Genomic DNA, 22,551 nt, shown 5'->3' with positions numbered 1-22,551 from the left:
CGGCCAATCGGATCGCGCGCCAAGCCGAACTCGTCATGGATCAGCTCTCTGGCTTCGTCAGTCAGTCTCTCCCGGCCTTCAATGTCCAGGTCTTTGTCACGCAGCAGGGCCTCGTGCAAGGTCAGCATCAGCAGTCGGCGCTTCAACGTGCGCTTGACAGCCGCAAAGCTCGATGCAGCAATCTTCTGGAAGATCGCCATCAGAAATCCGAGCGCCTGCCCTTTGCTGCCTTGGCGCCGCGCCAAGTTGAAACCGTCTTCCAGGTACTCGCGCAGCTTCTCGTAGAACAGCCGCTCCTCCGCACACATCAGGAAGGATTCGGTGTGAACCCACCGCCGCGCGAACAGCGGTGAGCCATCGGGTTGGCATGCATCCGCCTTGGTGCGGCGGAACATCACCGTGTTCAGGCGGTGCCGGTTTTCCAACATCTCTTCCGGGCTGCCGAACAGCGTCGGGTTGAGCAACTGCGCCAGCATCCAGAACTGGAAGTGATTGCCTTGGTGCGGTGTGGCCGACAGCAGCATCAGGTCACGAGAATGATCCTTCAGCGCCTCGGCCAGCTTGTAGTTCTCGGTCTTCCTGACCTTGCCGCCGTTACGGTAGGCCGTCAGGTGGTGGGCTTCATCAAACACCACCAAGTCCCAACGAGGTGCATCAAGCAGGCGCTTGATACGCGCGGGGCGCTTCAGGGTGTCAATGCTGGCGATCAGGCGGTCATGCTTGGCAAACGCATTGGTCTTGCGGTCGGTGATGTCACCCTCGGAGCCGAACACCTCGAAGTCGAGGTTGAACACCTCGTTCAATTCACGGTGCCAGTTGTGCACCAAGCCTGCGGGCACGACCATCAAAGCGCGGTTCAGCTCGCCTCGGCTGGCCAGCTCGCGGAGGATCAGCGCAGTTTCAATGGTCTTGCCCAGGCCCACCTCGTCGGCGATGAGATAGCGCCGGGGTGAAGCGGTGGCGATCCGATGGGTCAAAACCACCTGATGCGGCAGCAGGTCGATCTTGGCGGAAGTCAGCGCCGATGCGCTCTCCATGACCGGCAGTGCGTGCGCCTCGTAGGACAGCCATGCCTTCCGCGCGCGATCCTCGCCGCCATCAACGGCACGCAAGATGCGCTCGGTGCGTGACAGCTGGCGCCGCACCGCCGCGACAGGAACGCGGCGCTCGCCAATGCTGAAGAACGCTCGCAGGTACCCGTCACGGGCTGGGTCAAGAACGACGCCAGAACCAAACTCGTGATGGCTGATGCGCTCGCCGGGTTGAAACTGAAGCTCCTTATCCACGCGCGGGCCTCACGTAATCCGCAGGTGGAACAGGCCGGCGGCCTTGGCGCCTTCGCGCAGCAAGATTTCCTGCGGGTACTCGTTGGCCTCGCCCCAAAGGATGCGGCCGAAGGCCAACAGGCTTTCACTATGGGGGGCAGCACAGCGCCACTCGATGGAGTCAGTGGCCGGGTTGAGCTTGATGCGGCCCTGGCCTGCCGGCAGCCAGAAAATCAGCGCCGCTTCGCCCTCGTAATAGGCTTGGAACGAGAGAATGGCGTCCTTGATGGCATCGCCCAACCAGGCTTCCGCATCTTCCGGCGTCAGCAGGTCAAGGCTGGCTTCCAGCCCGGCCACCACCACCGTGTTGTTGTCGTTGCTAGGCAGGTCGTCAGGCCAATTGCCAACCGCCTGCAAAAACTGCCGCAAGCTCCAGACTTGCCCAGCCTCACAAACTTGGTTGCGAGCCTCTTCGTCCCACACCCAACTGGTGCCGCGCCGCTGCCAGACGGTGTCTAGGGTTTGCTTCATACCTCGTACTCCTCGAACAGGGAAGTCTGCTGCGGCATGGCCGTCTGCGTCGCGGCCCAGGCGTTGTAGATGGACACCGCGCGCGAAGCCGCGTTCCGGTTTGCCTGATCGGGGCCGTGCCTATGCAGCCACTCCAGCAAGGGCTTCAGGGCCACGTGCGGCTTGAAGTTCTCGTTCTTCAGTGTGTCGGCCGCGTTGATGCCACTCCCATCGAAGCAGGCCCCGATGAGCACCAGCGCCTGATCGAGATCGGAGGTGAGGCGACGCTTGTGTTTGCCAGACCATTCACGGGCAAAGTCCAGCGGATTCACGCGCGTGAACACCTTGCTCTTCTCTGAGCACCAACCGCGCTGCTCGAATTCGTCCGGCGTTGTGATGGAGCCCTTCAGGAACTTCTGCAGCTGATCGCGCTTCATTTCGGCGGCACTCCCAAAGGTGCGCAGGAATTGCCGCGTGATCGGCTCGGCGTTGACCGGCGGAGGCTCTTTGCCCTTGTCAGCATCCTCGTCGATCAACTGATTGATACCGACCAACGCCTCCTTGACGGAGATCGTTCGCCCTTCGTCAACGTAGACCTTGCCGTAGTGCCGAGAGAAGTACTCCAACGCCTTGCCACGCCGGATCACCTGGATGTCAGCCGCTGGCAGCCCTTCCTTTGCATGGTTCTCAAGCATCGCCTGGAGTTGGCGTACGTCGGCCATCACCTCACGGCGCATGCGGCCCCAGCTCACCGGCTTGGGTTCCTCTGTGCGCTTGCGACAGACGTGGATGACGTCGTACTCGATTTTTTGCGCCCCGAATTCAGCGTTGTCACCTTTGGTTTCGTCTGATCGAATTGGGTAAGTCGCTTCCAGGTAGTAGCCCGCATCGAACAGAGACTCAAGCACTGCCACCCAAGGCTCATCCTCACTATGATGAAAGGTGAAGGCGAGGATTCCACTTGGCTTCAAAAGGCGGTGCGCCTCGCGCCAACATTGCGTGAGCAGCCTTTGATAGAAACCGTTTGAGTCTTCCGGCTCGCGAAAGCTGTTAGCAACGGCTTCCAGCGACTTTGGGGTGTATTCCGGCTCGAAAATTTCAGGATATTTGCCTTTAAGTGCCAAACGCAGCCAGACATAAAAATAGTCAGCAAGCTCGGAATATTGCAAAAGATCGCCGAATGGTGGGTCCGTGATGACCAAGTCTAGGCTTGCTGTTTCAAGCTCGTGTAGATTGGTGGATGAGCCTTGACGAACATCCACGTTCAATACTGGATCGCCCGGCTTCACCTTCTCACTTTTCCCACTTAGCCTTTCAGCCAGAGCTGGGTCTTGCCGGCTGAGGCTTTCCACACTGACAACTTCCCAAGGGTCAATAGCCCATTCGCGACCTTCAAGAATCCCCTCTGAGCTGGACGCCCAATTACCACGACCGAGGTCAGGAAATACACAATTCTCAACTACCGTTAACTTCGGATGGTAGTTACTGTTCGAGAACATCGGCTCAGGCGTATCTCGCTGTGGATTCCAAAAACTAAACAGGCACTGATTGCGCAAATATTGCTGAAACGCACCAAGCACGTACTCGCGCGTGGCCCAGTCATAGTCTCCTATGGTGACAATTGCCTTCAGCAACTGTGCATGCACCAAAAGCTGGCGGGCGCTAAACATGTCCGCCCATTTTTTATAGCCATGCCCATTGGCTATCAAATCCTTAACCATCGCACGCAGGCTTGGTGGAATGTCAGATTGCGGCCAATAGTCCGCTAGATCAGCATCCTTACGTACTTCCCATTCAGCTAGGGCAGCGTCGTACTGGTTGGCATGCGTGACATCGAACGCGCCGAAGAAGCGGCCGCTATAGGGCTTTCCTGACATATCACGCTTTGGAGCGTAGCCCTGAACCGCATAGGCGCCAAAAGGCGCAGTCTTTTCTGTCGGCCGCAATGCTGAGATGATGTCCTGAGTGGTGCCGCATTGCGCACAAGTAAACTTCCCATTGCCAGCCTTGTTGGCGCGATCTGTCGGAAAAGTGACTTGCGTTTCAGGGCACGTCACTTCCTCAGGCAAGTTGCCTCGCACTTCCAGCAATCGAATTTTCGACGCGCGCTCATGATCCCAGCGTGCAGTCGTCACAACATCATCCTGCGCCGATCCACCATATGGCTGGCTATTTGCGTCTTGCTTGGGCGAACCGGCCAGCCACTGCGGATGCACCAAAAGGCTCAACTCGACCTTCTTGTTCGTACCTTTGCCGAGTTTGATTTGACCTCGGTCACCAACAACAACTAATCCATCTTTGGGGTGCGTATGGGCGGCGGCGTTATGTGCGCAGTGCGGACAAGTTACGCCCTGAACAGGATCAAGCAGCGCGTAGGGCTGTTCCGAGGACGCAACAAACAAGGGAGCATCGGGCGCCATTCGGGCGGCTTCAGCTTCAATATGAAATCGAATACCACAGTTGCTGCACGAGTGCTCCCAGTGCTTGACAGTGATCGTCTTCACGGCAATTACTGGACTGCTCATGATCGGCGTACGGTGGCCACAGCCCGTCACCTGACAAGGCCCGTGCTTAGCCCAGAAGGTGTAAATAATCTCCGGGCCCTCGTAGCGGTACTCCTTACGTTCCTCACGCGGGATGCTCAGCGGATCGAAGTCGGCAGGCATCACCTTTTTCGTCGGCAGGTGCGTCCAAGTGCCCTTTTCTCCCTCCGGGCCATCGCAGTAGTAGTACGGCATGATCTGCGGCTTGACCTCGGCCTCAATGTCGGCGAGCAGACGCTTCACCTCGTCCAGATCGACGTTCGCGAGCTCTTGCTTGACCACAAACCAAGCGACCGGATTCAGGTCATTGCCAACCATCTGCATGCCAAGGCGTGAGCCTTCCACCAGCGTGGTGCCACCGCCCATGAAGATGTCGGCCACCTTCAGATGCTTGAACGCGCCTTTCTTCTGGTGATTGGCGTAGTAGTTGTCCCACACCAGCTTGGCGGCGTGCGACTTGTCCTCGGGGGCCTTGGTCGCTGCCGCGATCAGCATCGACCGGAACACACTGGAACGGCGCCGCGCCCACCACTTGGACATTTGGTAGATGGGCTTACCTGCGTTGCCCTCGATGATCGCCACCTGATTGACCGGCAGGATCGGGAAGTCCACCTCCAGACATGTCTTGGGACGGTCAGGATCGTTGAAGTCAACGGTTTCAAGCGCGACCGGTTTTCCTGCACCGACTGCCTTGGCAACTTCCTGTGCCAAGAGTTCTTTTTTTGTAGCCATTAGCGTGTTCCCTCAACTGCACCGACCGCCACTTGCGCCTGCAGTCTGGTGCGAAGCTGTTCATAAATCGGAATCTGGACACCCTCGGCGACTTCCAGTGTGACGGCAAGCCCATAGGGAATCGCATCGTCAAGTCGCGCGGTCGCATCCTTTTTGCAGGAGACATGCAACAGGATGCTGTCCCCATCTTGAAATGCTGCAACCTGCTTTGAGCCCTCGACAACCTCGTGCTGCACCGTTCCGCGCAGGACTTGATTGTGGTCTCCATCAGTGCGTGCAAGCTTAAGTGGTAGATCACCCCAGCTGCCCACGGGAGAAAGTTCCAGTTTCGCTTCGCGGAAATTCCGATGGTCTGGATTCACAGGGCTGAACCAGGCCAAAGTCACCACCATCCGACGCCATACTTGGCTAGTGGAAAGGCCCGGCGGAAGAGGAAGTCGAAACTCGTGTATTTCGTTCTCACGTATTTCGCCGCAACCCAAGACAGTGCCGCGCTGCTCAGTGCACGCCAGCACTCTTTCAACCGCGACCTCACCATAGCCAAGATAACGTGCAATCACCTCTTTAAACTGCCTGGAATTTTGAGGCGTCTTCAACGCGGAAGCTATTACCTTGCAAGCGTCGTCATCTTGTTTTGCGCCGTGAACAAGAAGTGCCTTGATGAGTACTGAAATCAACCCTTGCGGAATGAGTTCTCGACTCTCCGTGCGCAAGGTTTCAAGCACTTCGTAGATTTTTGCTGCACTCCGCGTAGCGAGGGCCGTGGCATTACTGGTTCCACGGGTATGGACCGTCTGAGACAAATCCCCTGCCTGAGTGCTATCCCATGCAACCTTGTGACCTGGGGGGAGAAGTCCGCGATCAGTCTGATAGACAGTGTGAGCGTCTGAAACTGGAGTCCTATATAGCTGCCGTCCACCAGGGAAAAGTACCTCTGGCTTGACCGCACGGCGGAATCCATGGCCCAGCCGCGCGGCAGGGCTGAATAGACGTGCGTCCGGCAATAGATCAGTTCGCTGTCCCTGGTAGTAAGCGTCAACCCCATCGGCATGCGTTGCACCGACCGAGATGACATTTATAGCTTCAGCAGGTGACAAGATCCGTCGGCTGGACAGTTGCGTCTGAATGCACTTCAGAAGGTGCTCCACCTTCTGCCGATCTGATAACAACTGGTACTGCGAATGAGGCAATCCAATGTCGATAGCATCAGGGTGATTTCCTGCGCTTACGCAGAAGAGCACGCGGTATTTCCACGATAGCCAATCCAGTAGCCGTGCCCATGGGCTCGGTGTATGAATGAAAGGGCGTTCCGGATCGCCAATCGAAAGATTGATTACGCAGACACTAGGTGCTTGCGCGGGAACAGTTCCTTCACCCTGGAACATACGCTTGACAGCACGCGCAATGCGATCCTCAAAAAAGACTTCATCGGGCACATGCTCTCGTCGATCTATCGACTGCGCGTCGGGCTCCATGATTGGTGAGACGTAGACTAAACGCCGCAGTGGATCAGAGTGCCCATCTAGCATCTCTCCGTGAACCACCAGAGATGCCATTGACGTACCGTGCTTTCGTTCGCCCGGAGAATACTTTGATGAAAGATTGTCGGGGTCATCGAGAACAAGCCGACCTTTCAGGGCGCGATGCTGCAAGTTTGGAACGCCATCCAAGATGGCGACCACCGGAGGTAGATCGACTTCTCCTTCAGATATTTCTGTTTCAACTCCGGCGCCCTCCTCTGTCAAAGCAAGACTCTGACCGGTAGGGCGGAAATACATAACCCCGTGGAATTTGAATAGTTGGATGTCAGTGTCGTGAGATTCCGAATCGAGGTCGACCAGAAGTCGTCGAATGCTCTCAGCCGGAATTTCTGCCTTGACAGCATGAAATCCGATCTCTGGCATGTCGATAAAGCCACCCAAAGCTCTTCCGCCAGCAGCCTCAAGAAGCGCAGCGATGTTGCGCTCGGTCTGAGCTCGCTTCTCTTCTGACTTGCGATAAAACATCTCGATCTGGCAGCGGATCGGTTCACTAGGATTGACCGGATCAAGCAAATCCCTCCAGCGGTCCAGCATCCCAGTTTCGCGCAATGCTTCTTCGATTCCCCAGCGACGGATTTGAACGGTCTGGTTAAATACATCTCGCCACTTGGTTTTACCGAATGGCAGCGTTTGGCTATTTGCCCAAGCGTTCCAAAGAGACAAAAGCTCCCGCATCCCTGCATCGTTCCCGAGTGACAAGAACATCCGACCTTTGACGGCTTTGGCGGTGCGCTCCCCTTTGGTATTTCGTTCAAAGAAATCGTCATCAGGAGGGATGTCATCGACATCCCATTCACCTAGCCACTCAAGCCCAATGGCCTCAGTCGCTTGACGAAACTCATCAATACTCCCGGCGATTTCAATCACCAATACTGTTTCAGGCTCGAAGCCCGCTACAGAGCTGCTCACACTTGCCCTGTAGCGGTCAAAGTCTTCCTGGAGAGCCGTCAGTTGTCCACCTAGACGAACGACTTGCTTCCCGTGCCCCGGAAGGTGCGGCTGGCTAGAAGGGAAACCGTTACCCTTTGGCGGCGCAATTGTCTTTGCCCGAGGGAAGACGAGAAGAGGAAGCGAGGTCGCCATTAGGAGTTAGTCCCTTCTTGCTCACGTTCCACCACCTCTGTGCGCTTAACGGTTGGCCGCAAGCGCCCTTTCCACTGCTCTAACTTCAGCTTGGTGATTTGTTGAGCATCTTCTGTTTTGAGGTCGAGAACCGCGCGCCGAACAACTCCTAGGCAAAACTCCTCCACCTCTGCAAAATTCAACCCTAAAAGGTGTTTCGCCAGAGTTTCCGCTTCGTACCCAAAATTCACAGAGCATCGTTTGGCTATTGAGTCAATGTATTGGGTTAGCTGCCTACGCGTCGGAGTGGGTAATTCAATGCGCAACTGAAAACGTCGCCATACGGCCTTATCCAGAAGTTCAGGGTGATTACTTGCAGCCACTACGACCACGTAATCAGGCATCTCGTCGAGCTGCAACAGCAGGCTACTAACGACACGCTTAATTTCTCCAGTTTCATGGGTATCACCCCGCTCTTTACCCAGAGTCTCGAATTCATCGAAGAACAAAACGCAACGTTGCGTCCTGGCATAGTCAAGAACGTTCTTCAATCGGCTAGAGGTCTCCCCAAGATAACTCCCCACCAAACTTTCATAGCGGATAACGATTAAGGGGTACATCAGCTCAAACGCCAGAGCTTCCGCCAGGGTCGTTTTCCCATTTCCCGGAGGGCCCGCCAGCAATACTCGGCTGCGTGCACTGAGATTGTGAGCATGAAGTAGTTCAGATCGGTGCTGCTCTTCGATGAGTTCTTGCACCTGAATCTTTATCTTCTCAGGAAGGACTAGGCTATCGAGCTTGCGCTCTGGAGTAATCTCATAAAACAATTCCTTTTGTGCCGCGCCACCCATCGGTTTGGGTGGGGATGGGCGCGCTTGTGACACATTGGGCTGCAATGCTTTAGCCAAGCGTTCGGCCAGAAGGCGATGGCCCTTTTGTTTTTCTTCCTGAATCAATCCCTCAGCAGCCTTGCGAAATGCAAGCTGATCGCCACTAGTGGCGTTTCTTACGAGGTCGACTAATAAGTCAGCTTGGGCCATGAGCTGTTACTCCAAAATATTTCATTTGCCTATTCACTTGGTTATCTCAACCCAAGGCGACAAAACCTCCAGTATCGAGAGCCCACCATGCGTTAGCGTCGGATAGCCGCCTTGGCTCTTCCACTTCCTACGGCCTAACGCCAGCACGTGGGCTCCGTGCGGGCTATTCAATTGCAGGGCGACGGGGGGCACGAAGGGCCCGGCTTCGCCAACACCAGCAACGCTGCGTCCGCTTGAAAAGGTCTTCTTGAGATGCTGACCGACATCGCCTTCGGCATCAGGGAAGTAGCCTGTGGCGGCGTAGCCATGATCGGATGTGATGACCAGACGGCGGCCGGTTGCAAGGCGTTCGACGAACGACCAGAAGTCATCGCTGGTGAGCTGATCGGCGGCATCCTTGGTCAGTGTGTCGAGACCTTGACCGGCGACGGCCGCATCGTGAATCTTGCTGTCAGGCCAGTGGTGCCAGAACACCCAATTGGGCGCACCGTTGACCAAGCCTTCGCAGTCCTTCCACGGCATGTCCAGGCTTTCGGTCTGCGCGGGCTGAAGACGATGCGCGAGGCCAGCGCCGTTGTTCTGAAGCTGGCTGCGGCTGCCAAACCCAAGGGCGCGCGCAAACTCGTTGGTCTCGCCTGGGAGTTCCGAGGCGTTGGCCGAGACTTCGTGCAACTTGAAGCCGCGCTCTTTGGCACCTTGCAACAGCCAGGGCAGTTCGCGCAGTGACAGGCCGTCCAGAATCAGTACGGCTTTGGCGCTGTACGGCTCCGCCCACCAGCGCGCGAGACGGTCCGAAGTCCGCTCAACGGAATCGCCGAAGCTGCTCCACAAGTCCCAGCCGCTGGCGGACAGGAAGTTGTCCAAGGCGCCGATCTCTCGGTCGCGCTTGATGACTTCGCTCGGGGCGTTGCCAACGGCCAAGGGCTTGGAGGCAATCTCCGTGGCGCTCTTGACGATGACGCCCCAAGCATCGGCGGCGGAACCCTTGGTCAGTTCCTTCAGGATTTCAGGATGGAGGGCCATTACTTGTCCTCCTTCTCAAGGTTCAGCTCGAACGTCATGCCATCGGGCAGCTTCTTCAGCAGCTCCTTGAGCTGTGCGCCAGTGGCGGCAGACACCTTGATGGAAACCTCGGCAACCTGCGTCGCCGGGCCGATGCCCCAGCCTTCCAGCTTTCCGATCAGGTTCAGCGGAGAGGTGGGCGGGGTGTGCAGCGGAATGCGCGGGGTGCCGTTGGCTGCGGAGCCACCGAAGATGCCACCGCCATTACTGGCCGGAGGCACAGGCTGTCCGCCCGGTGTTGGTTCGTTCACCCCAGGAGGTGCGGGAGGGTTGGTGCCGCCTCCGAACAGCCCCCCGCCAGTGTTTGGCGTGCCGGGCGTGCCAGTGGGTGCTGTCGGCGTGGTGCCGCCGGTGGCAGGCACCGCAGAGGGTTCAAGCAGGAAGACTTCGTCAAGCTGACGGCCGGTGTACGAGAGCTTGGGACGCAAGCGCCGCCATGCGGTGTCCTCGTCCTCACCGGGATTGGTTTGCAGCCATTCCATTTGGCGCAGGTTGATGACGATCTTTCCGCGCGCGCACAGGCGAAGGATGCGTTCCTTCATCGAGGTTTCGCCGAGCCAAGGAATGCAGTCCTGGCCCGCAGGCCGCGGCTCCTGCAACTCACGCAGCAGCTTGCCCACCGCCGAGTTCTCGGAGGCGGCTTCGAGCACCAAATCCTCAAAGTCCTCGGGTACGAAAAGATCGTTGGTCAACGCCTCTTCGATGCCTTCGGGAATCTGCGCGCCTTGCTTCTTCAGGCTTTCCACGCTGAAGCGGCATTGCGCGGGGTCAGCGAAGTTCCATCGCTGCACCACAGCGAACCGGTCGAACCGCTTCTTGAGGATGTCGCGCAGGGCACCTTGATATTCGGTGTGCAGCTTCTTGTACTCGGGGCCTTGACTGCTCCATTCCTGCGCCTTCATTTCGGCACGCGCGAGGATTAGCAAGTCTCGGTCTTGGAAGGCGTTGGTCGAGCCCGCACGCGGCAACAGGAAGCGGATGGTGTTGCGGCGCTTCTGCAGGTGGTCTTTGAGCCAGCGACCGAGGCGTGCGTCGATGTTGTCAGGCTCTTCTGGCAGCACCAGGATGGGCAGGCGGTCGTCCCAGCGTTCCGGCTGTTCAGACTCATCCAACGTAGACCATGGGTCCGTCTGCCATGACTTGGGCAAGGCGATGACGCGGAAGGTCTTCGCCACCTCGTCAGTGCCTCCGATGACATAGCGAATCTGCTTGGCCAGTTGTGCCTGGTCGGAGCCATCAGCAAAGAGCTTGTCATTGCGAGCACAGGCCATCAGCTTGGCGCGCGGGTTCTCCTCCTCGCGGAACACAAGCCGGTTGCCGTCCTGGTGGATGTTGAAGCTGTTCTCGACAATCGTTGCCAGCTCCACATTGAAGGCGTTGTCATCAACGGCCTTGCTGCGCGTGATGTCAACCTGCAAGGTCTGCGGTTCCGCACCGGCGAGGTTGCCGACGGCGATAGAGCGCAGCCACAAGGCACCCACGATCTCTTGCAAGTGGGGTGCCAAAGTTGCGTGCTCACTGACCGCTTCGGTCACCGAGATGATGTTTTGCTGCGCCTTGGCCCGCAACGTGCGGTGATGCTCGTTGGACACCGAGTCCAGCAGCGCACCGATGCCCGAGGCGTCGTCATCCAGCCGGAAGTCAGCGGCTGTGAGCACCGGCGCGACCTCGCCACGGCTCTTATAGAGGTTCGCAAGGATGCGAATCATGTCGCGCGTTTCCTGCGCGTCGGTGGCGATCAGCACTTGCTCTTCCAGCAGGCGAAGCAGATGCGGTGCGTAGGGCCAAGATTCGGTGAATTCCTGGCGCTTGCGTTCCTGCTCTGCGGAAGGCACGTCAAGCAGCCGGAAGTACTCGGCCACATGCTTTCCGACCAAGGCTTCGATGCTGGCCGGCGCAATCTGAAGGCGGTTGTCGAAGAGGCGGTGAAGCAGCATGCGGCGCCGGTCTTGCTGAATGCGTTCAGCGTTTCCGCCCGCCTTGAAGTCGATGGCCACCGGGTTGACGCGGTGCACCTGTTGGTAGGCGTCGCTGCCGCCGTTGCGCACCGAGATCACCAGCACCAGCAGGTCTGGGCGCTCCTTGGCAATCTCCGACAGGATTTGGATGAAGTTGAAGGCCCAGTTCTTCCACGGGTACTGCTTGGTGTTCGTCAGGCCGTCGAACCATGTCTGGAACTCGTCCAGCAGCAGCATCGTGGGGGTGTGTTCAAGCAGTTCGAGAATCAGCTTGTCAGACGGGATGTCGGTCTTCGCCGCACCCATGCCCTCCCACTTGCCCTTGATGTAGGTGCCGTGTGGGTGCCGCTCCAGCAACAAGTCCCAAAGAAACTTGTACCGCTGACGATGCAGGCTCTCACCAATCACCTGCATGCCGCTGCGAAGGCCGATCTTGGCGATCTGCGGATCACCTAACGTAGTGGACCAGGAATTCAGCCAAGCACCCGTCGAGGCGGCATCGTTCACCGCGTGATACAGCGCGGCCATCAAGTGAGACTTACCAAGCCCTCGCTCACCGATCACCACGACCGGGCGCCCTTGGTCCGGGCCTACGGCCTCGATGCCTTTCAGCAGGTCATGCGTGGGGTAGGTAATCTCCAGGAACGACTGCGCGGCGATCTGCGTCGCGCCGGTATTGGTGTCGTTCGACAGTTCAATCGCGGTTCCCTTGAGGCGCTTGCCCCGGAATTCCTCGCGTAGCGTCAGTCCCAGCATTACTTCTTCTCCCTGTCCTGAATTTGCTCTCCGGCTTCGCCGGCCGAATCTCGCCCCGTGTCCAAGCCCTCCATCGACTGCTGCTTGATCCAGCTGTCGATGTCGGCCAGCGAAAACCGCCAAGTGCCCCCGACCTTGAAGGCGGGGATCTTCTTGGCAGCGGCCAACCTGTAGATCGTCCTTTCGGTGACCTTCAGGTATTCGGCTACCTGCTTGATGGTGAGGATCTCGCCCTCACGAGTACTTGATGACATGGCGGCAACCAGATTGGGGCAAACCACGACAGGATAGTGCAAAATTTTCAAGAGTCAGTTGCTTTGTCGGCCTTTCATGGTTGCAGATGGATCAACGATGTCTTGCTTGCGGAGTGGCGACGGTCTTTCATCGCGCTACGTGGCGCAAGTTGCCAGATCGAAAGGTTCGCTATCCGCTTAGAGGAGGCTTGGCGTCTTGCGACGAGCAATGGGTCGGATGTACTTGGCGAGCGTGGCGCTCGACCGGTGGCCCGTCTGCTCCATGATGATGTGTGTCGCAATGCCTACGCTGGCCGCCTCCGTGCAGTAGCCCGCGCGCAGGCTGTGGCCCGCCACTGACTTTGCCGCGTCCGTGCTCTTGGCACGGTGCGTTGTTTCCTTCAGTACCAGGGCTACCGACTGCGGCGTCAGGGCTTCATGGCTGGCGATCTGGTCGTGTCTGTTGATGGGCCGGAACACGGGGCCGGATTCGATGCCGCTTAGCACCAGCCAGTTTTCCAGCGCCTTGACAGGACAGCGCGAGGACTTCGCGCAAGGGATGAACACCGTGTGCCCCTTCTCCTGCTGCGTCTTAGTGCGCCGGATGTTGATTTCCAGGCCGTGGTCGAACACTGTGATGTCCTCATTGCGGATGCTCACCAGCTCGGATCGACGGAACGCCCCTGCGAAGCCAATGAGGATGAGTGCCGCGTCGCGCGCGGCCTTCATCGGCCTCTGTTTCTCTGCCGTCAGGACCAGCTCAATGATGTCGTCCTTGACCAGTGCGCGGACGCGCCGCTGGGCTGTGCCCTTCGTGCGCCGAATGCCCTGCATGGTGCGCTTGACCAGGGAGTCCATGGCGGGTGAGGCATGCCCGGCTTCCAGATGCGCACGGTGGATGGCGATGAGCCTGTGCTGAAGGGTGGCCACGGCCAATGTGTCCGCGGCGCTGGCCAGGTATTCGGCGAGCTGTACCGCTGTCGTGGGGATGGTGCCGCCATGGGCTCTGAAGTGGGCCAAGTCCACCCGGTAACTGCGGTGGGTGTTCTCGGCCAGTGCGGCGCGGGTGTAGAGGTTGACCTGTGCGGAGGGGGCTGGGGAATTCTTAGCCATGGCGTGCTCCGGTGAAGTCTGCCGTTGCCTGCCGGCATGGTGCCGCCAGTTCGACGCAGGCGGCGGCCGCATCGCCGAGTTCGGCCAGCAGCCATCCGAGAGCTTCGACCGTGCTTTGATCCAGTTCACCGGTTTCGACCTGAACCGAGGCATGGGCCAGCAGTTGTCCTGTGGCAGAGATGCCCAGCTGGAAGATGCGTTGCAGCAATTCGGCGGCCTCGGCCAACTGCACCAGCACGGTGGCATCGCAGGCATCGAAGTCGGGCTCATGCCGGGCATTGACCAGCAACCGGGGCAGCAGCGTCAACAAGGCCCGTGTGGGCCGTGGTGTGTCGGATGCCAGCATCTCAGTACTCCGAAGGCAGCAGGATGCAGGAACTATCGCGCTGGCCGGATTCCTCGTTTACGGCTTCGGTCAAGACATAGAGCCGAATGCCATCCACGCGGTAGACGGACAGCAGGCGGCCGCCCGTCAACAGGGCGCGGTCGTTGGCGTCCTTGTCGTCGGCACACAGTTCACCGGTGTCGCACCAGTCGCCGTGCTGGTGTCGCTGGAGTAGCCGAACCGGATTGCATTGGGCTGTGGCAAGGGTGTTCAGGGCGCCGGGTGTGGCGACCACGCGCCCCAGTCCAAACAACGGGCGATGTGCGAGTCGGCGCAGACCGACCTCGCGGGGGCTGGAATAGGTGAGGGGATAGTCGTGCATCGGGAGTTCTCCGCCAATAAGGACAGGCTCCGGCGCACGCAGCCGGCATCGCTCGGGGCAATGCGTGCATGCCCGAGGTGCTCGGCGAAAGGGGGAAGGATGAGGCGATGCCGCGCGGCGGCACGCCGGAGAGGGATGGGGCGGGATGTGTGATCTATCCCGCGATGGCCACCGTGATACAGCGGCGTGCCGATTGTGCAAGGGCACTTTCGGCTACGGCAAGCTGCCGATAACTTCGCTGCCCCGCACCAGGGGCGCAACGCTCATTTGGCAGGCGACTTGATCCATCTGGCAATCTGGTCAACCGCCTCGTGCTCCATGCCGATGAAGCCGTGCCAGTGCTGGCCCGCGCATTCGTCCCCGCTCGGGTTGGCCCCGCCATCGACCACCATCAACTTTTTGACAGCCGCGTTGGTGAGTCCCTTGATGATGAGCGGTGCTTCGCTGGCCTGGCAGTGCTTGCAGGCGTCCTTAGCATGGTGATAGACCAGTACCGGCAGGGTGAGGGCCTTGAGGTCTTGGCGCGGAACTGCACCCGGCGTTGCATAGCGCACCACACTGGAGGTCAGCACTAGCCCAGCTATGGCCGGGTCATGGACGTTGATCGCCATCGCTGTGGCTGAGACGGTGCCGCGACTGGTGCCTACAATCCACACGGGTAGGCTACTTTTCTGCTTCACGAACTCCAGCACCTTGGCAACGTCGGTCATGTGCTTGGGTTCGGTTCGCTCCGTCCAGCCCAGTTCGTCCATGTCGTTGGGGCGTCCAAAGATCGCGACGTTGAAGCCGTTGGCAAGGAAGTACGGCGCTGACCGCACGAGGAAGTTACCTCCAGTGGCCTTGCCGTCCTCGACTTTGCCGAAGCCACCACCTCCACCAGGGAACAGGAACACAGTGGCTTTGGCGTCGGGCGCGGCCTCCCAAAACAACGTGGTCACGACTCCTTCGCGGGTCGGTACTTTGAGCAAGGATCCCTCCGCATGCGCAGCACAGACGGCGAGCATGAGTGCCAGTAGAACAAGGACTCGGCTGAACATGTATCTCCCTCCCTTTGGTTTCAGCGTTACAGGGTCACTCAAGCTCAGCCACCAAGTCTGCGTTTTCGCAGGTTTCCTTTTCTGATCGTTTGGACACGTAGAACCTCCTTTTATGAGAACAACTATCCGTTTGGTTGATGGTGTGAGTTTGCCGCAAACAAACGGATAGTTTGTGGATTGATTGGGTGTGAATAAACAGACTACCCGGCATGGTCCGGGTGCTCGTCAACAAGCCGCAACCGCTCGAAGCACGCTTCGTGCAGGAGCGCGACCGGGTGCAGGCTGCATTCGGCAGCAGGCTGCGGGAGTTCCGGATCGAGCGGCAGATGACGCTGGAAATGCTGGCCGAGAAGGCTGACCTGCACGCCAACTACGTGGGCGCTGTGGAACGGGGCGAGCGCAATCTGACCCTGTACAACATCTGGCGGATTGCTCAGGGGCTGGGCCTGACAGCGGACGAGCTGATGCAGGAACTGCCGACGCGCAAGGGCAAGCGTTAGCCAGCCCGATCCGCCTCTGCTTGCACGAACTGCAGGCGGTTGTGTTTAGCGATGCGGGACAGCCGCAGCTGCCTTCTGCCCGTGAACCGGAAAGCCAATCGCCAATCGGCCGCGTCTTCGGTTTTGACCATTTGCGGTGCTTCGGCCAGAACCTCGCCCACCGGGCATGGCGCTGATACAACGTGGTGCGACCAATGCGCTCCCGCTGTGATCGGCAGCCAGTCCTCCAAGTCTTCTACTTCGCACAGGATGGCCCGAAATGGCAGGGCGGCGGTGGTGTCGCCCCATTGGCCGAAGCTGCTGCCGTGGGGGTAGAGCAAGTACCGCACAGGGCAATAGCACAGCAGGGCGTGGCGCTCGCATTGCAGGACGATGGCTCCGAAGTGTGTAGGCTTTGCCGAAGGGTTTGCAGCGGGATCGCATACGCGCAGGGCCGTGACCGTCTGGCCTTGCAGCGCGGGGAACAGGTACGGCCCGCGCATGGGTCACTTCCCAGCGGTCTTCGCCATCTGCGTGACACCGATGAACCACGACGGAGGCAGTCCACTCAACTCGGCGGTGCCTACACGTAGGTGCAGTTTGCTATCTGCATGCGGGTAGGGGTCAACCAAGTAGGGCTGCGCTGTCTTTCCATCGCTGGAGGTGCCCCGGTGGTAAAGCGCGCAACGCCCCACCTCCCAGTCGGCGTCGTAATCTACCATCACGATGGCTACCTCGGGCAAGTCCTTGTAGCTGGAGCATTCCTTCCAGACCGTTGCGACGAGGCCGCCTCCTGCAAGCAGCTTGGCGATCATGTCGCCATCGATCCACGCATGAAAGGGGCCTACCTTCGGCAAGCCTAACCCCTCCGCCTGGCGGAAGATCGCATCCGTGGTCTTGCCGGTCAGCATGGAAATCACCGCAAAGATGTCGTCGTGCCGACCTTGCTGGGCGACACGTCTAAAAGTAGGTTGGAATGAGGTTGGGTTAGGGGTTGTTGCCATGTGGTGTGCTCCTGTGCAGAAATGAAAAGCGCACAGCAGTGCCGGCCTCTGCGGCATGGGGTGGTCAGAGACTTGGCTATCAGCGAGGGGGGATGACAAATCGGCCCTGTTGACGAGGGCGCTGCCGTGCGAGTGGATACCGTGCGCTACGCAATGACTTGGAGCGACGGCTTTTTAACCGTACCACGGGGCTCATGCGCAGATCGACCACTGAAAAACTTTGCAGCCCTGCACAGACTGCGATGACTCAGCGTGATGGAGCTTGGAGCACACTCGAAAAGACAAAAGCCGCAACGATTGCTCGCTGCGGCTTTTGATATTTGCTTTGATAAGTGCTGCCTGCTAAAATTTCAAATTCCCTTAGCAATCAAACACTTACGAGCTTTGTATGGCGGGAGGGCGTCTTTCACATCATCCCCGCCAACCCGCATGAACGCTAGGTTTCGGCCTTCTCGGGATCCGATCTACCCCCAAAAATACCCCCTGCCGTGCGAAGTGACTCCCTGACGGGCCGCGCGCGTTTGATTGCCAGATTCCCATGGCGGAAGAATTTCCGCGCGTGGCTCCGAGTGTGGTTTCCAGTTGACGGTCGCCGAAGCCTGGAAGCCCCCCGCCCCCCCCCAGTCGTTCGCGTGGCAGAAGGCAGGACCGAAGTCTAGTTGGTGCATGGTCTGGTCAGCTCAACCGTGCGATCCAGATATCCCTGTGAGCCCCCGTCACTCAACAACCTCGGGTGCGCCCAGATTTGCGTCACTGAACCACCGCGCCCGTTGCTGGAGCTTTCAACCAAAGCCAGAATTTCTGGCCGTGCGCCGCTCCACGTGGAAGGCACGTTGTTGCTGATGATGAACTGGTGTGGCTCGGCGCCGGTGTCTCGATAGGAGAACTGCGCCGGCCTCGAGCCGCTCTTTGCTTGCAGCAGTGCAGTCTTGAGGCACGCGCTGACGGTTCCCAGTGGCTTCGGCGATGCAATGCTGGTCACGTAGGACGATCTTTTGATTTCCTCAGGCGTTCCCACAGCAACAGCCCCCGCAATCATCGTCGTACACCCCGCCGTCGCAGCCGCAACAAGAAGGGCCGAAATGATCTTCCACATTCGCATTCTCCTTAGGTTATTAAGCTCTCAATCGGAGTTACATTGACCGGTGTTGCGGCGCCTGTCCATCAGCGATTTCGCCTACGCCTCACAACCCTCGGTCCAAGGCCAGCAGCCGCGCTGCTACCGATGCAAATGCAGCATCGCGCCTTTCCTCGCAGTCCACCAGCGCCGCCATGAGCCGGTCATAGGTGCGAAGCCTCATGCCCTTGGGCCGCTTCCAGTTGTCGCCCAACCGGCTTTCAATCTTGGCCTGCCGTCGCCACAGCGCGTCCAGTCGGTCGCAACTTTGGACAGCGTAGGCCACCCGCTGGCATGGCCGGCAAGCAAAACGCCCCCAGCGCAGGTACAGCAGCCCCGCGCGCCGATGGCACAGGGGGCAGACAAACCACGGCCGCGCGCCTCCGAGGTGGCAGGGGGTGCGCGTCAAATGGATCATCTGGCTGCCGTCGCGCCGGTTGTCACCGCTGCCCACCATGTACTCCAGGCGCAGGGAGTGCGCATCGTTCACCAGCACGCCAATGGAGCCGGCCGGGTCGCCGCCCACGTTCCAGCTCCATGTGAATGACCGGCCCGCCCGCAGGTAGCCGCCCCGGTGCCAAACGCGGATGTCCACCCGCTGCAGGTGTTCGGCCTTTGCTCTGTAGCCAGGTCGGCCCGCACCCCATCTCATTCCGCCACTTCCCATGATTCAGCCGCTAGTGGTGACACGGACCTGAACCCTACCCATCGGCGCGCACAAGGTGGCGTCAACAAGGCGATTTGCGCAATGACGCTGCCGCGAAGTACGCTGCAGGGGTCGCGCGTAGGAGGAACTAGTGATGCCACTGCCAGAGGATCCGGAAGCTCGCAAAGAAATTGCCCGTGACATGGTTGCCTTGTGGCGCCTTCCACCTGACCACCGCAAGGAGATTCTGGCCGAGGCTAGAGAAAAGCAGCGCCGTGCGACCGCGTTTGCGAATAGCCCGGCACCAGATGATGGTTCAGCTGCAAGCGAGCCTCCCGCCGCTCGCGCGACCAACACACCGAACATCGACCGAGCCGAAAGGGATTCGTCACTCTGGAAAGACGTCGCGCGTCGGCAGTCGAACCGGGTCTTGTGGGTATCGGTCATCGCGTGTCTCAATGGCTCAATGTTCCTGGCCAGTTGGGCAGACGACACCGCGCGCAGCATGTTCTCTTCATACCCCGAATGGCGGGAACCGTTCTGGTTCTGGATTGGCCAGTGGATTCTGATCATTGGCTCCTTCTTGCTAGGCAACGTTCTCCGCACTCTTCTGTTTCTGGGTATCCCAAAGCCGCCCGGGTCAGATTGAGCGCCGGAGGCCAGCCCCAGACCTTTCCTGGTCGCCTCCACAGATTCCGAAATCAACTGGCGAAACCGGCGTTGCACGCGCGTGCTGCGGTCACTAGGACATTGCAATGTGTTGACATCTTTCAACATACCGCATCGCCCGTAGGGGTGGCAACAATGCAATGGTGTTCGATGTTCGAAGCAGTGGGCGACTTCCGCGAACGGTCTGTTGAATCGGCCGCAAACCCAGTGTTCATGCGGGTTGCAGCGCCTTTGCCGTGTTCCGCGTCCGCTTCGATGTTCGAACCGGAGAAGCGGCCGCATGTTCGATGTTCGAATCGGTAGCGCCCACCTCCGATTCGATGCTCGCACTGTTCCGCTTCGATGTTCGAACCTTGGGGGTTGTTTTCCGGGTGAAGATGCGCACGGCCGCGCGCGCCTCCGCGATGCTGGTGAACCTGCGCCATTCATCCGTCGCCGGCCCGGCCTTGACCCCTGCCTTTGCAATGTCAAGTGTCGGTTCATCGGTGAAGCGATACAGGCTACACAGCTTGCCACCGGCCGCGATTCCGCCTTGCCGCGTCTTCTCAATGAATCCGAGTGCTTCCAGCCGATGCAGCGCCGTGGCGAGCGTGGAACTACTGGAAATGCCCGCGTGCTTCATCTTGGCCAGCGTCGCGTCTATGTCGCCGTTGTTCGTGCGCCCCAGCTTGCGCCGCATCGCCAGGTACACCCGCACGTCAGCATGGGACAAAGCGCGCCACGCGGGGCTATCGAGCAGCGCCCAATACACCCGCACGTGCCCGCCGCGCGGGTCAGGTGGCGCCTTGTGCTTCGTCATCGCCCACCTGCAGCCAGTCGCACGAGGTATGCATAGACAGCCGCTAGCTCGGCGGCCGTCATGCCGGCCAGGTCTGGCCCGATCCCCAAGTGTGCGAAGCGCCACGCCAGCAGCTCCAACTCCTTCAGCCAATCAGGGGGTAGCTTCATGGCTTACCCCCCGTTCCAGCGCATAGAGCCCAACACGGTGTTTCGCGCCGGCTTCCGTCACCACGGTTTGCCAGTGCGTCACGATGTTGTGGCCCGCCTTGCGCAACTGCAGCACGCGGGCCGGGCAGTGATACACGTCGAGAAACCGCATGGCTTCGAACGTGGTGACCGGAAAGCGCGCCAGGGCGTCCAGGAGCCGCGCGCATTGTGTGTTGGTACTCGTACCCTTAAACTGCGCCCGGATCGCTTCCAGGGCCGCTTTCTTCTCGGAGGGAGTGGCCTTTTCTTTGTCGGTCATCGCCCTGCCCTCACTTCCCCGCCTGCGCCTTGAGATAGGCGTCAATGGCGTTGATGTCGAACAGCGTGACCTTCTCGCCGGCCTTCAATGGCTGTGGGAACCCCTGGCGGGTTTTGGTCCACTGCCAAAGCGTCGAACGCGCAATCTGGAAATGTGCGCACGCGGTTTTTGCGCGAGCGTAGTGGGGTGAGATAGAACTGGGCTTCGTTGCTTCGGCGTGCATTGGTCTGTCCTTTCTGAGCCAGCATCGTCGCCGCTGGCATAGGACAGATCATTGCGGTCCGACTAATGAAGCCGGTTGGAACTGCGGAAAAAACATGGTTCTACTTGCCACGGCAAGGACACCAAATAGGCCTGTAAGCCGCGCCCAGCTTGGATTTCCGGACAGTTAACCGTCGGCAGCTGTAGCCTGAAACCCTTCTTGTTGTTCTTGCCGTTTTCGTCAGTGAATAGGGGACCTACACCTTGTAGTGCGGGATGTTCATCCCAATCACGCGGCCTTGCGGGTAAACGTCAATACCTTCCCCGTGGTGCAGCCGTCCAGATAGTCCGCCCATTGCTGCATCATCTTGGCCCGCTCGCGCAGGTAGGTGGCATGGTTGTAGGCCGCGCTCACTGCGTTGCGCTCCTGGTGGGCCAACTGCAATTCGATATGGGCATGGTTGAACCCCATTTCGTGCAACAGCGTTGACGCGATGCCCCGGAACCCGTGGCCCGTCATCCGGCCCTTGTAGCCCATGCGTGCCAGCGCGCCCAGGATGGTGTTGTTGCTCATGGGCTTTTCATGGTCACGCTCGCCGGGGAACACCATGGGGGAATGGCCCGTCACGATATGCAGCGCCTTGAGGATGTTCACGGCCTGTGCCGACAGGGGCACGATGTGGGGCGTCTTCATCTTCATGCGCTCCGCCGGGATGTCCCAGCGCGCCGCGTCCAGGTCGAATTCTTCCCAGCGCGCGCCGATCAGCTCTGACGTGCGCACGAACGTCAGCGCCATCAGCTTGATGGCCAGTCGAGTGACCGCCGCGCCTTGATAGCCTTCGATGTGCCGCAGAAGCTCGGGCAGCTCCTTGGCGTCCACCCGCGCATAGTTCACTTTCTTGCGGGCCGGCAGGATGTCCCCGGGCTTGATGTCGGCCACGGGGTTGCGCGTGGCCTTGCCGTGGGCAATGGCGTAGCGGAATACCTGCCCCGTGGTCTGCAGCGCGCGCTTGGCGATGTCGAGTGCGCCGCGCTCCGCGATGGCCTTGACCATGGCCACCAATTCAGGGGCTTCGATGGCGTCAATGGGGCGCGCACCGATGGCCGGGAAAACGTCCGCCTCCAGTCGCCGAATGACGTAGCCCGTATGGCTTTCGCTGCGGGTGGTCTTCCAGTGTTCCCACCACAGCCGGGCCACGGCCGCGAACGAATTCTCCGCAGACAGCTTCCGGGCCACCTTCTCGGCCTTGCGCCGGGCCATGGGGTCCGTGCCTGCCGCCAGCAGCTTGCGCGCCTCCGCCATGCCTTCCCGGGCCTGTGCCAGGCTCACGTCGGGGTATGCGCCCAGCGCCAGCACCTTCTCCTTGCCATCCACCCGGAACTTCCAGCGCCACAGCTTCGAGCCCGTGGGGGCCACCAGCAGGTAAAGCCCCTTCTCGTCGGCCAGTTTCACGGGCTTGGCGCCCGGCTTGGCCTTCTTGATCGCGGTATCGGTCAGCGGCATGGAGCCCTCCGGAACCGGCCCGCTGCGGGTGGATACCCCCATGCGTCTGAGCCGGTACCCCTAACAATACCCCCAGCCCCCGCCGGCTTGCAATGCCCCCAACTGGACGACAGAAAACAAGAAAGC

Annotated in this window: 22 protein-coding genes; 2 read left to right on the top strand and 20 right to left on the bottom strand. The window is 59.6% G+C overall.

What is annotated here, in order from left to right; genetic code table 11:
- The 12 genes from ACE3T5_RS00610 to ACE3T5_RS00555 all read right to left on the bottom strand — a co-directional run.
- The coding region (locus ACE3T5_RS00610) for a DEAD/DEAH box helicase (protein ID WP_374663329.1) at window positions 1–1,286 on the bottom strand (1,286 nt) is incomplete at its 3' end.
- A gap of 9 nt (window positions 1,287–1,295) precedes the next feature.
- Complete coding sequence (locus tag ACE3T5_RS00605; protein ID WP_374663327.1) at window positions 1,296–1,796, bottom strand: hypothetical protein; 501 nt, start codon at window positions 1,794–1,796, stop codon at window positions 1,296–1,298.
- A complete protein-coding gene (locus tag ACE3T5_RS00600; protein ID WP_374663325.1) occupies window positions 1,793–5,029 on the bottom strand; it encodes a DUF1156 domain-containing protein in 3,237 nt (1,078 codons plus the stop codon). Before ACE3T5_RS00600 ends, ACE3T5_RS00605 begins: the two co-directional genes overlap by 4 nt.
- A 20-nt stretch (window positions 5,030–5,049) precedes the next feature.
- Complete coding sequence (locus tag ACE3T5_RS00595; protein ID WP_374663323.1) at window positions 5,050–7,674, bottom strand: S8 family peptidase; 2,625 nt, start codon at window positions 7,672–7,674, stop codon at window positions 5,050–5,052.
- Window positions 7,674–8,693, bottom strand: a complete 1,020-nt coding sequence (locus ACE3T5_RS00590; protein WP_374663321.1) for an AAA family ATPase — start codon at window positions 8,691–8,693, stop codon at window positions 7,674–7,676. The genes ACE3T5_RS00595 and ACE3T5_RS00590 overlap by 1 nt, the downstream gene beginning before the upstream one ends.
- Window positions 8,694–8,726: 33 nt before the next feature.
- Window positions 8,727–9,716: a hypothetical protein gene (locus ACE3T5_RS00585; protein ID WP_374663319.1), complete on the bottom strand. Its 990-nt coding sequence runs from the start codon at window positions 9,714–9,716 to the stop codon at window positions 8,727–8,729.
- Window positions 9,716–12,469, bottom strand: coding sequence for a DUF499 domain-containing protein (locus ACE3T5_RS00580; RefSeq protein WP_374663317.1), 2,754 nt, complete (start codon window positions 12,467–12,469; stop codon window positions 9,716–9,718). Before ACE3T5_RS00580 ends, ACE3T5_RS00585 begins: the two co-directional genes overlap by 1 nt.
- On the bottom strand, window positions 12,469–12,774 hold the full coding sequence (locus ACE3T5_RS00575) for a helix-turn-helix domain-containing protein (RefSeq protein WP_374663315.1): 306 nt from the start codon (window positions 12,772–12,774) through the stop codon (window positions 12,469–12,471). Before ACE3T5_RS00575 ends, ACE3T5_RS00580 begins: the two co-directional genes overlap by 1 nt.
- Before the next feature lie 126 nt (window positions 12,775–12,900).
- Window positions 12,901–13,815: a site-specific integrase gene (locus ACE3T5_RS00570; protein WP_374663313.1), complete on the bottom strand. Its 915-nt coding sequence runs from the start codon at window positions 13,813–13,815 to the stop codon at window positions 12,901–12,903.
- On the bottom strand, window positions 13,808–14,161 hold the full coding sequence (locus tag ACE3T5_RS00565; protein ID WP_374663311.1) for a hypothetical protein: 354 nt from the start codon (window positions 14,159–14,161) through the stop codon (window positions 13,808–13,810). Before ACE3T5_RS00565 ends, ACE3T5_RS00570 begins: the two co-directional genes overlap by 8 nt.
- A gap of 1 nt (window position 14,162) precedes the next feature.
- Entirely contained in the window at window positions 14,163–14,522 is a 360-nt protein-coding gene (locus ACE3T5_RS00560; RefSeq protein WP_374663309.1) for a hypothetical protein, read from the bottom strand.
- Window positions 14,523–14,785: 263 nt separating this feature from the next.
- Window positions 14,786–15,526, bottom strand: a complete 741-nt coding sequence (locus ACE3T5_RS00555; protein ID WP_374663307.1) for an alpha/beta hydrolase — start codon at window positions 15,524–15,526, stop codon at window positions 14,786–14,788.
- A 242-nt stretch (window positions 15,527–15,768) separates the two neighbouring features.
- Here ACE3T5_RS00555 and ACE3T5_RS00550 point away from each other — a divergent pair, with 242 nt between their 5' ends.
- The gene (locus ACE3T5_RS00550; RefSeq protein ID WP_172207235.1) at window positions 15,769–16,059 is read left to right on the top strand and encodes a helix-turn-helix domain-containing protein; all 291 of its coding nucleotides are present in this window, start codon (window positions 15,769–15,771) and stop codon (window positions 16,057–16,059) included.
- Here the strand turns inward: ACE3T5_RS00550 and ACE3T5_RS00545 are convergent.
- The 4 genes from ACE3T5_RS00545 to ACE3T5_RS00530 form a co-directional block, all read right to left on the bottom strand.
- The gene (locus tag ACE3T5_RS00545; protein ID WP_374663304.1) at window positions 16,056–16,379 is read right to left on the bottom strand and encodes a hypothetical protein; all 324 of its coding nucleotides are present in this window, start codon (window positions 16,377–16,379) and stop codon (window positions 16,056–16,058) included. The two genes, ACE3T5_RS00550 and ACE3T5_RS00545, sit on opposite strands and share 4 nt — an antisense overlap.
- A gap of 165 nt (window positions 16,380–16,544) precedes the next feature.
- Window positions 16,545–17,042: a hypothetical protein gene (locus tag ACE3T5_RS00540; protein ID WP_207375691.1), complete on the bottom strand. Its 498-nt coding sequence runs from the start codon at window positions 17,040–17,042 to the stop codon at window positions 16,545–16,547.
- Between the two features lie 655 nt (window positions 17,043–17,697).
- The gene (locus ACE3T5_RS00535; RefSeq protein ID WP_374663302.1) at window positions 17,698–18,138 is read right to left on the bottom strand and encodes a hypothetical protein; all 441 of its coding nucleotides are present in this window, start codon (window positions 18,136–18,138) and stop codon (window positions 17,698–17,700) included.
- Window positions 18,139–18,226: 88 nt separating this feature from the next.
- The gene (locus ACE3T5_RS00530) at window positions 18,227–18,685 is read right to left on the bottom strand and encodes a hypothetical protein (RefSeq protein ID WP_374663300.1); all 459 of its coding nucleotides are present in this window, start codon (window positions 18,683–18,685) and stop codon (window positions 18,227–18,229) included.
- Window positions 18,686–18,959: 274 nt separating this feature from the next.
- On the opposite strand from ACE3T5_RS00530, the gene ACE3T5_RS00525 reads away from it, so the two are divergent.
- Entirely contained in the window at window positions 18,960–19,454 is a 495-nt protein-coding gene (locus ACE3T5_RS00525) for a hypothetical protein (RefSeq protein WP_374663298.1), read from the top strand.
- 231 nt (window positions 19,455–19,685) lie between these two features.
- Here the strand turns inward: ACE3T5_RS00525 and ACE3T5_RS00520 are convergent, their stop codons facing one another.
- The 4 genes from ACE3T5_RS00520 to ACE3T5_RS00505 all read right to left on the bottom strand — a co-directional run bounded on the left by ACE3T5_RS00520 (window position 19,686) and on the right by ACE3T5_RS00505 (window position 22,425).
- On the bottom strand, window positions 19,686–20,273 hold the full coding sequence (locus ACE3T5_RS00520) for a hypothetical protein (protein WP_374663296.1): 588 nt from the start codon (window positions 20,271–20,273) through the stop codon (window positions 19,686–19,688).
- A 132-nt stretch (window positions 20,274–20,405) separates the two neighbouring features.
- Complete coding sequence (locus ACE3T5_RS00515) at window positions 20,406–20,720, bottom strand: helix-turn-helix domain-containing protein (RefSeq protein WP_374663294.1); 315 nt, start codon at window positions 20,718–20,720, stop codon at window positions 20,406–20,408.
- Between the two features lie 10 nt (window positions 20,721–20,730).
- Entirely contained in the window at window positions 20,731–20,943 is a 213-nt protein-coding gene (locus ACE3T5_RS00510; protein WP_374663292.1) for a helix-turn-helix transcriptional regulator, read from the bottom strand.
- Window positions 20,944–21,210: 267 nt separating this feature from the next.
- Window positions 21,211–22,425 (bottom strand): tyrosine-type recombinase/integrase, encoded by a 1,215-nt coding sequence (locus tag ACE3T5_RS00505; protein WP_374663290.1) that lies wholly within the window; start codon window positions 22,423–22,425, stop codon window positions 21,211–21,213.
- Window positions 22,426–22,551: the final 126 nt, after the last annotated feature.

This window comes from Ramlibacter sp. (assembly GCF_041916345.1).
Classification (GTDB): domain Bacteria; phylum Pseudomonadota; class Gammaproteobacteria; order Burkholderiales; family Burkholderiaceae_C; genus Ramlibacter.
The sequence above is the reverse complement of the archived record's forward strand: the minus strand, read 5'-3'. Positions and strand labels throughout refer to the sequence as shown.

Coding starts and splice junctions, on each gene's coding strand:
- ACE3T5_RS00590 (WP_374663321.1), bottom strand. CDS start 8,693: ATGGCCCAAGCTGACTTATTAGTCGACCTCGTAAGAAACGCCACTAGT.
- ACE3T5_RS00570 (WP_374663313.1), bottom strand. CDS start 13,815: ATGGCTAAGAATTCCCCAGCCCCCTCCGCACAGGTCAACCTCTACACC.
- ACE3T5_RS00520 (WP_374663296.1), bottom strand. CDS start 20,273: ATGACGAAGCACAAGGCGCCACCTGACCCGCGCGGCGGGCACGTGCGG.
- ACE3T5_RS00510 (WP_374663292.1), bottom strand. CDS start 20,943: ATGCACGCCGAAGCAACGAAGCCCAGTTCTATCTCACCCCACTACGCT.
- ACE3T5_RS00585 (WP_374663319.1), bottom strand. CDS start 9,716: ATGGCCCTCCATCCTGAAATCCTGAAGGAACTGACCAAGGGTTCCGCC.
- ACE3T5_RS00525 (WP_374663298.1), top strand. CDS start 18,960: ATGCCACTGCCAGAGGATCCGGAAGCTCGCAAAGAAATTGCCCGTGAC.
- ACE3T5_RS00515 (WP_374663294.1), bottom strand. CDS start 20,720: ATGACCGACAAAGAAAAGGCCACTCCCTCCGAGAAGAAAGCGGCCCTG.
- ACE3T5_RS00605 (WP_374663327.1), bottom strand. CDS start 1,796: ATGAAGCAAACCCTAGACACCGTCTGGCAGCGGCGCGGCACCAGTTGG.
- ACE3T5_RS00540 (WP_207375691.1), bottom strand. CDS start 17,042: ATGGCAACAACCCCTAACCCAACCTCATTCCAACCTACTTTTAGACGT.
- ACE3T5_RS00555 (WP_374663307.1), bottom strand. CDS start 15,526: ATGCTCGCCGTCTGTGCTGCGCATGCGGAGGGATCCTTGCTCAAAGTA.
- ACE3T5_RS00505 (WP_374663290.1), bottom strand. CDS start 22,425: ATGCCGCTGACCGATACCGCGATCAAGAAGGCCAAGCCGGGCGCCAAG.
- ACE3T5_RS00580 (WP_374663317.1), bottom strand. CDS start 12,469: ATGCTGGGACTGACGCTACGCGAGGAATTCCGGGGCAAGCGCCTCAAG.
- ACE3T5_RS00550 (WP_172207235.1), top strand. CDS start 15,769: ATGGTCCGGGTGCTCGTCAACAAGCCGCAACCGCTCGAAGCACGCTTC.
- ACE3T5_RS00535 (WP_374663302.1), bottom strand. CDS start 18,138: ATGTGGAAGATCATTTCGGCCCTTCTTGTTGCGGCTGCGACGGCGGGG.
- ACE3T5_RS00560 (WP_374663309.1), bottom strand. CDS start 14,522: ATGCACGACTATCCCCTCACCTATTCCAGCCCCCGCGAGGTCGGTCTG.
- ACE3T5_RS00565 (WP_374663311.1), bottom strand. CDS start 14,161: ATGCTGGCATCCGACACACCACGGCCCACACGGGCCTTGTTGACGCTG.
- ACE3T5_RS00595 (WP_374663323.1), bottom strand. CDS start 7,674: ATGGCGACCTCGCTTCCTCTTCTCGTCTTCCCTCGGGCAAAGACAATT.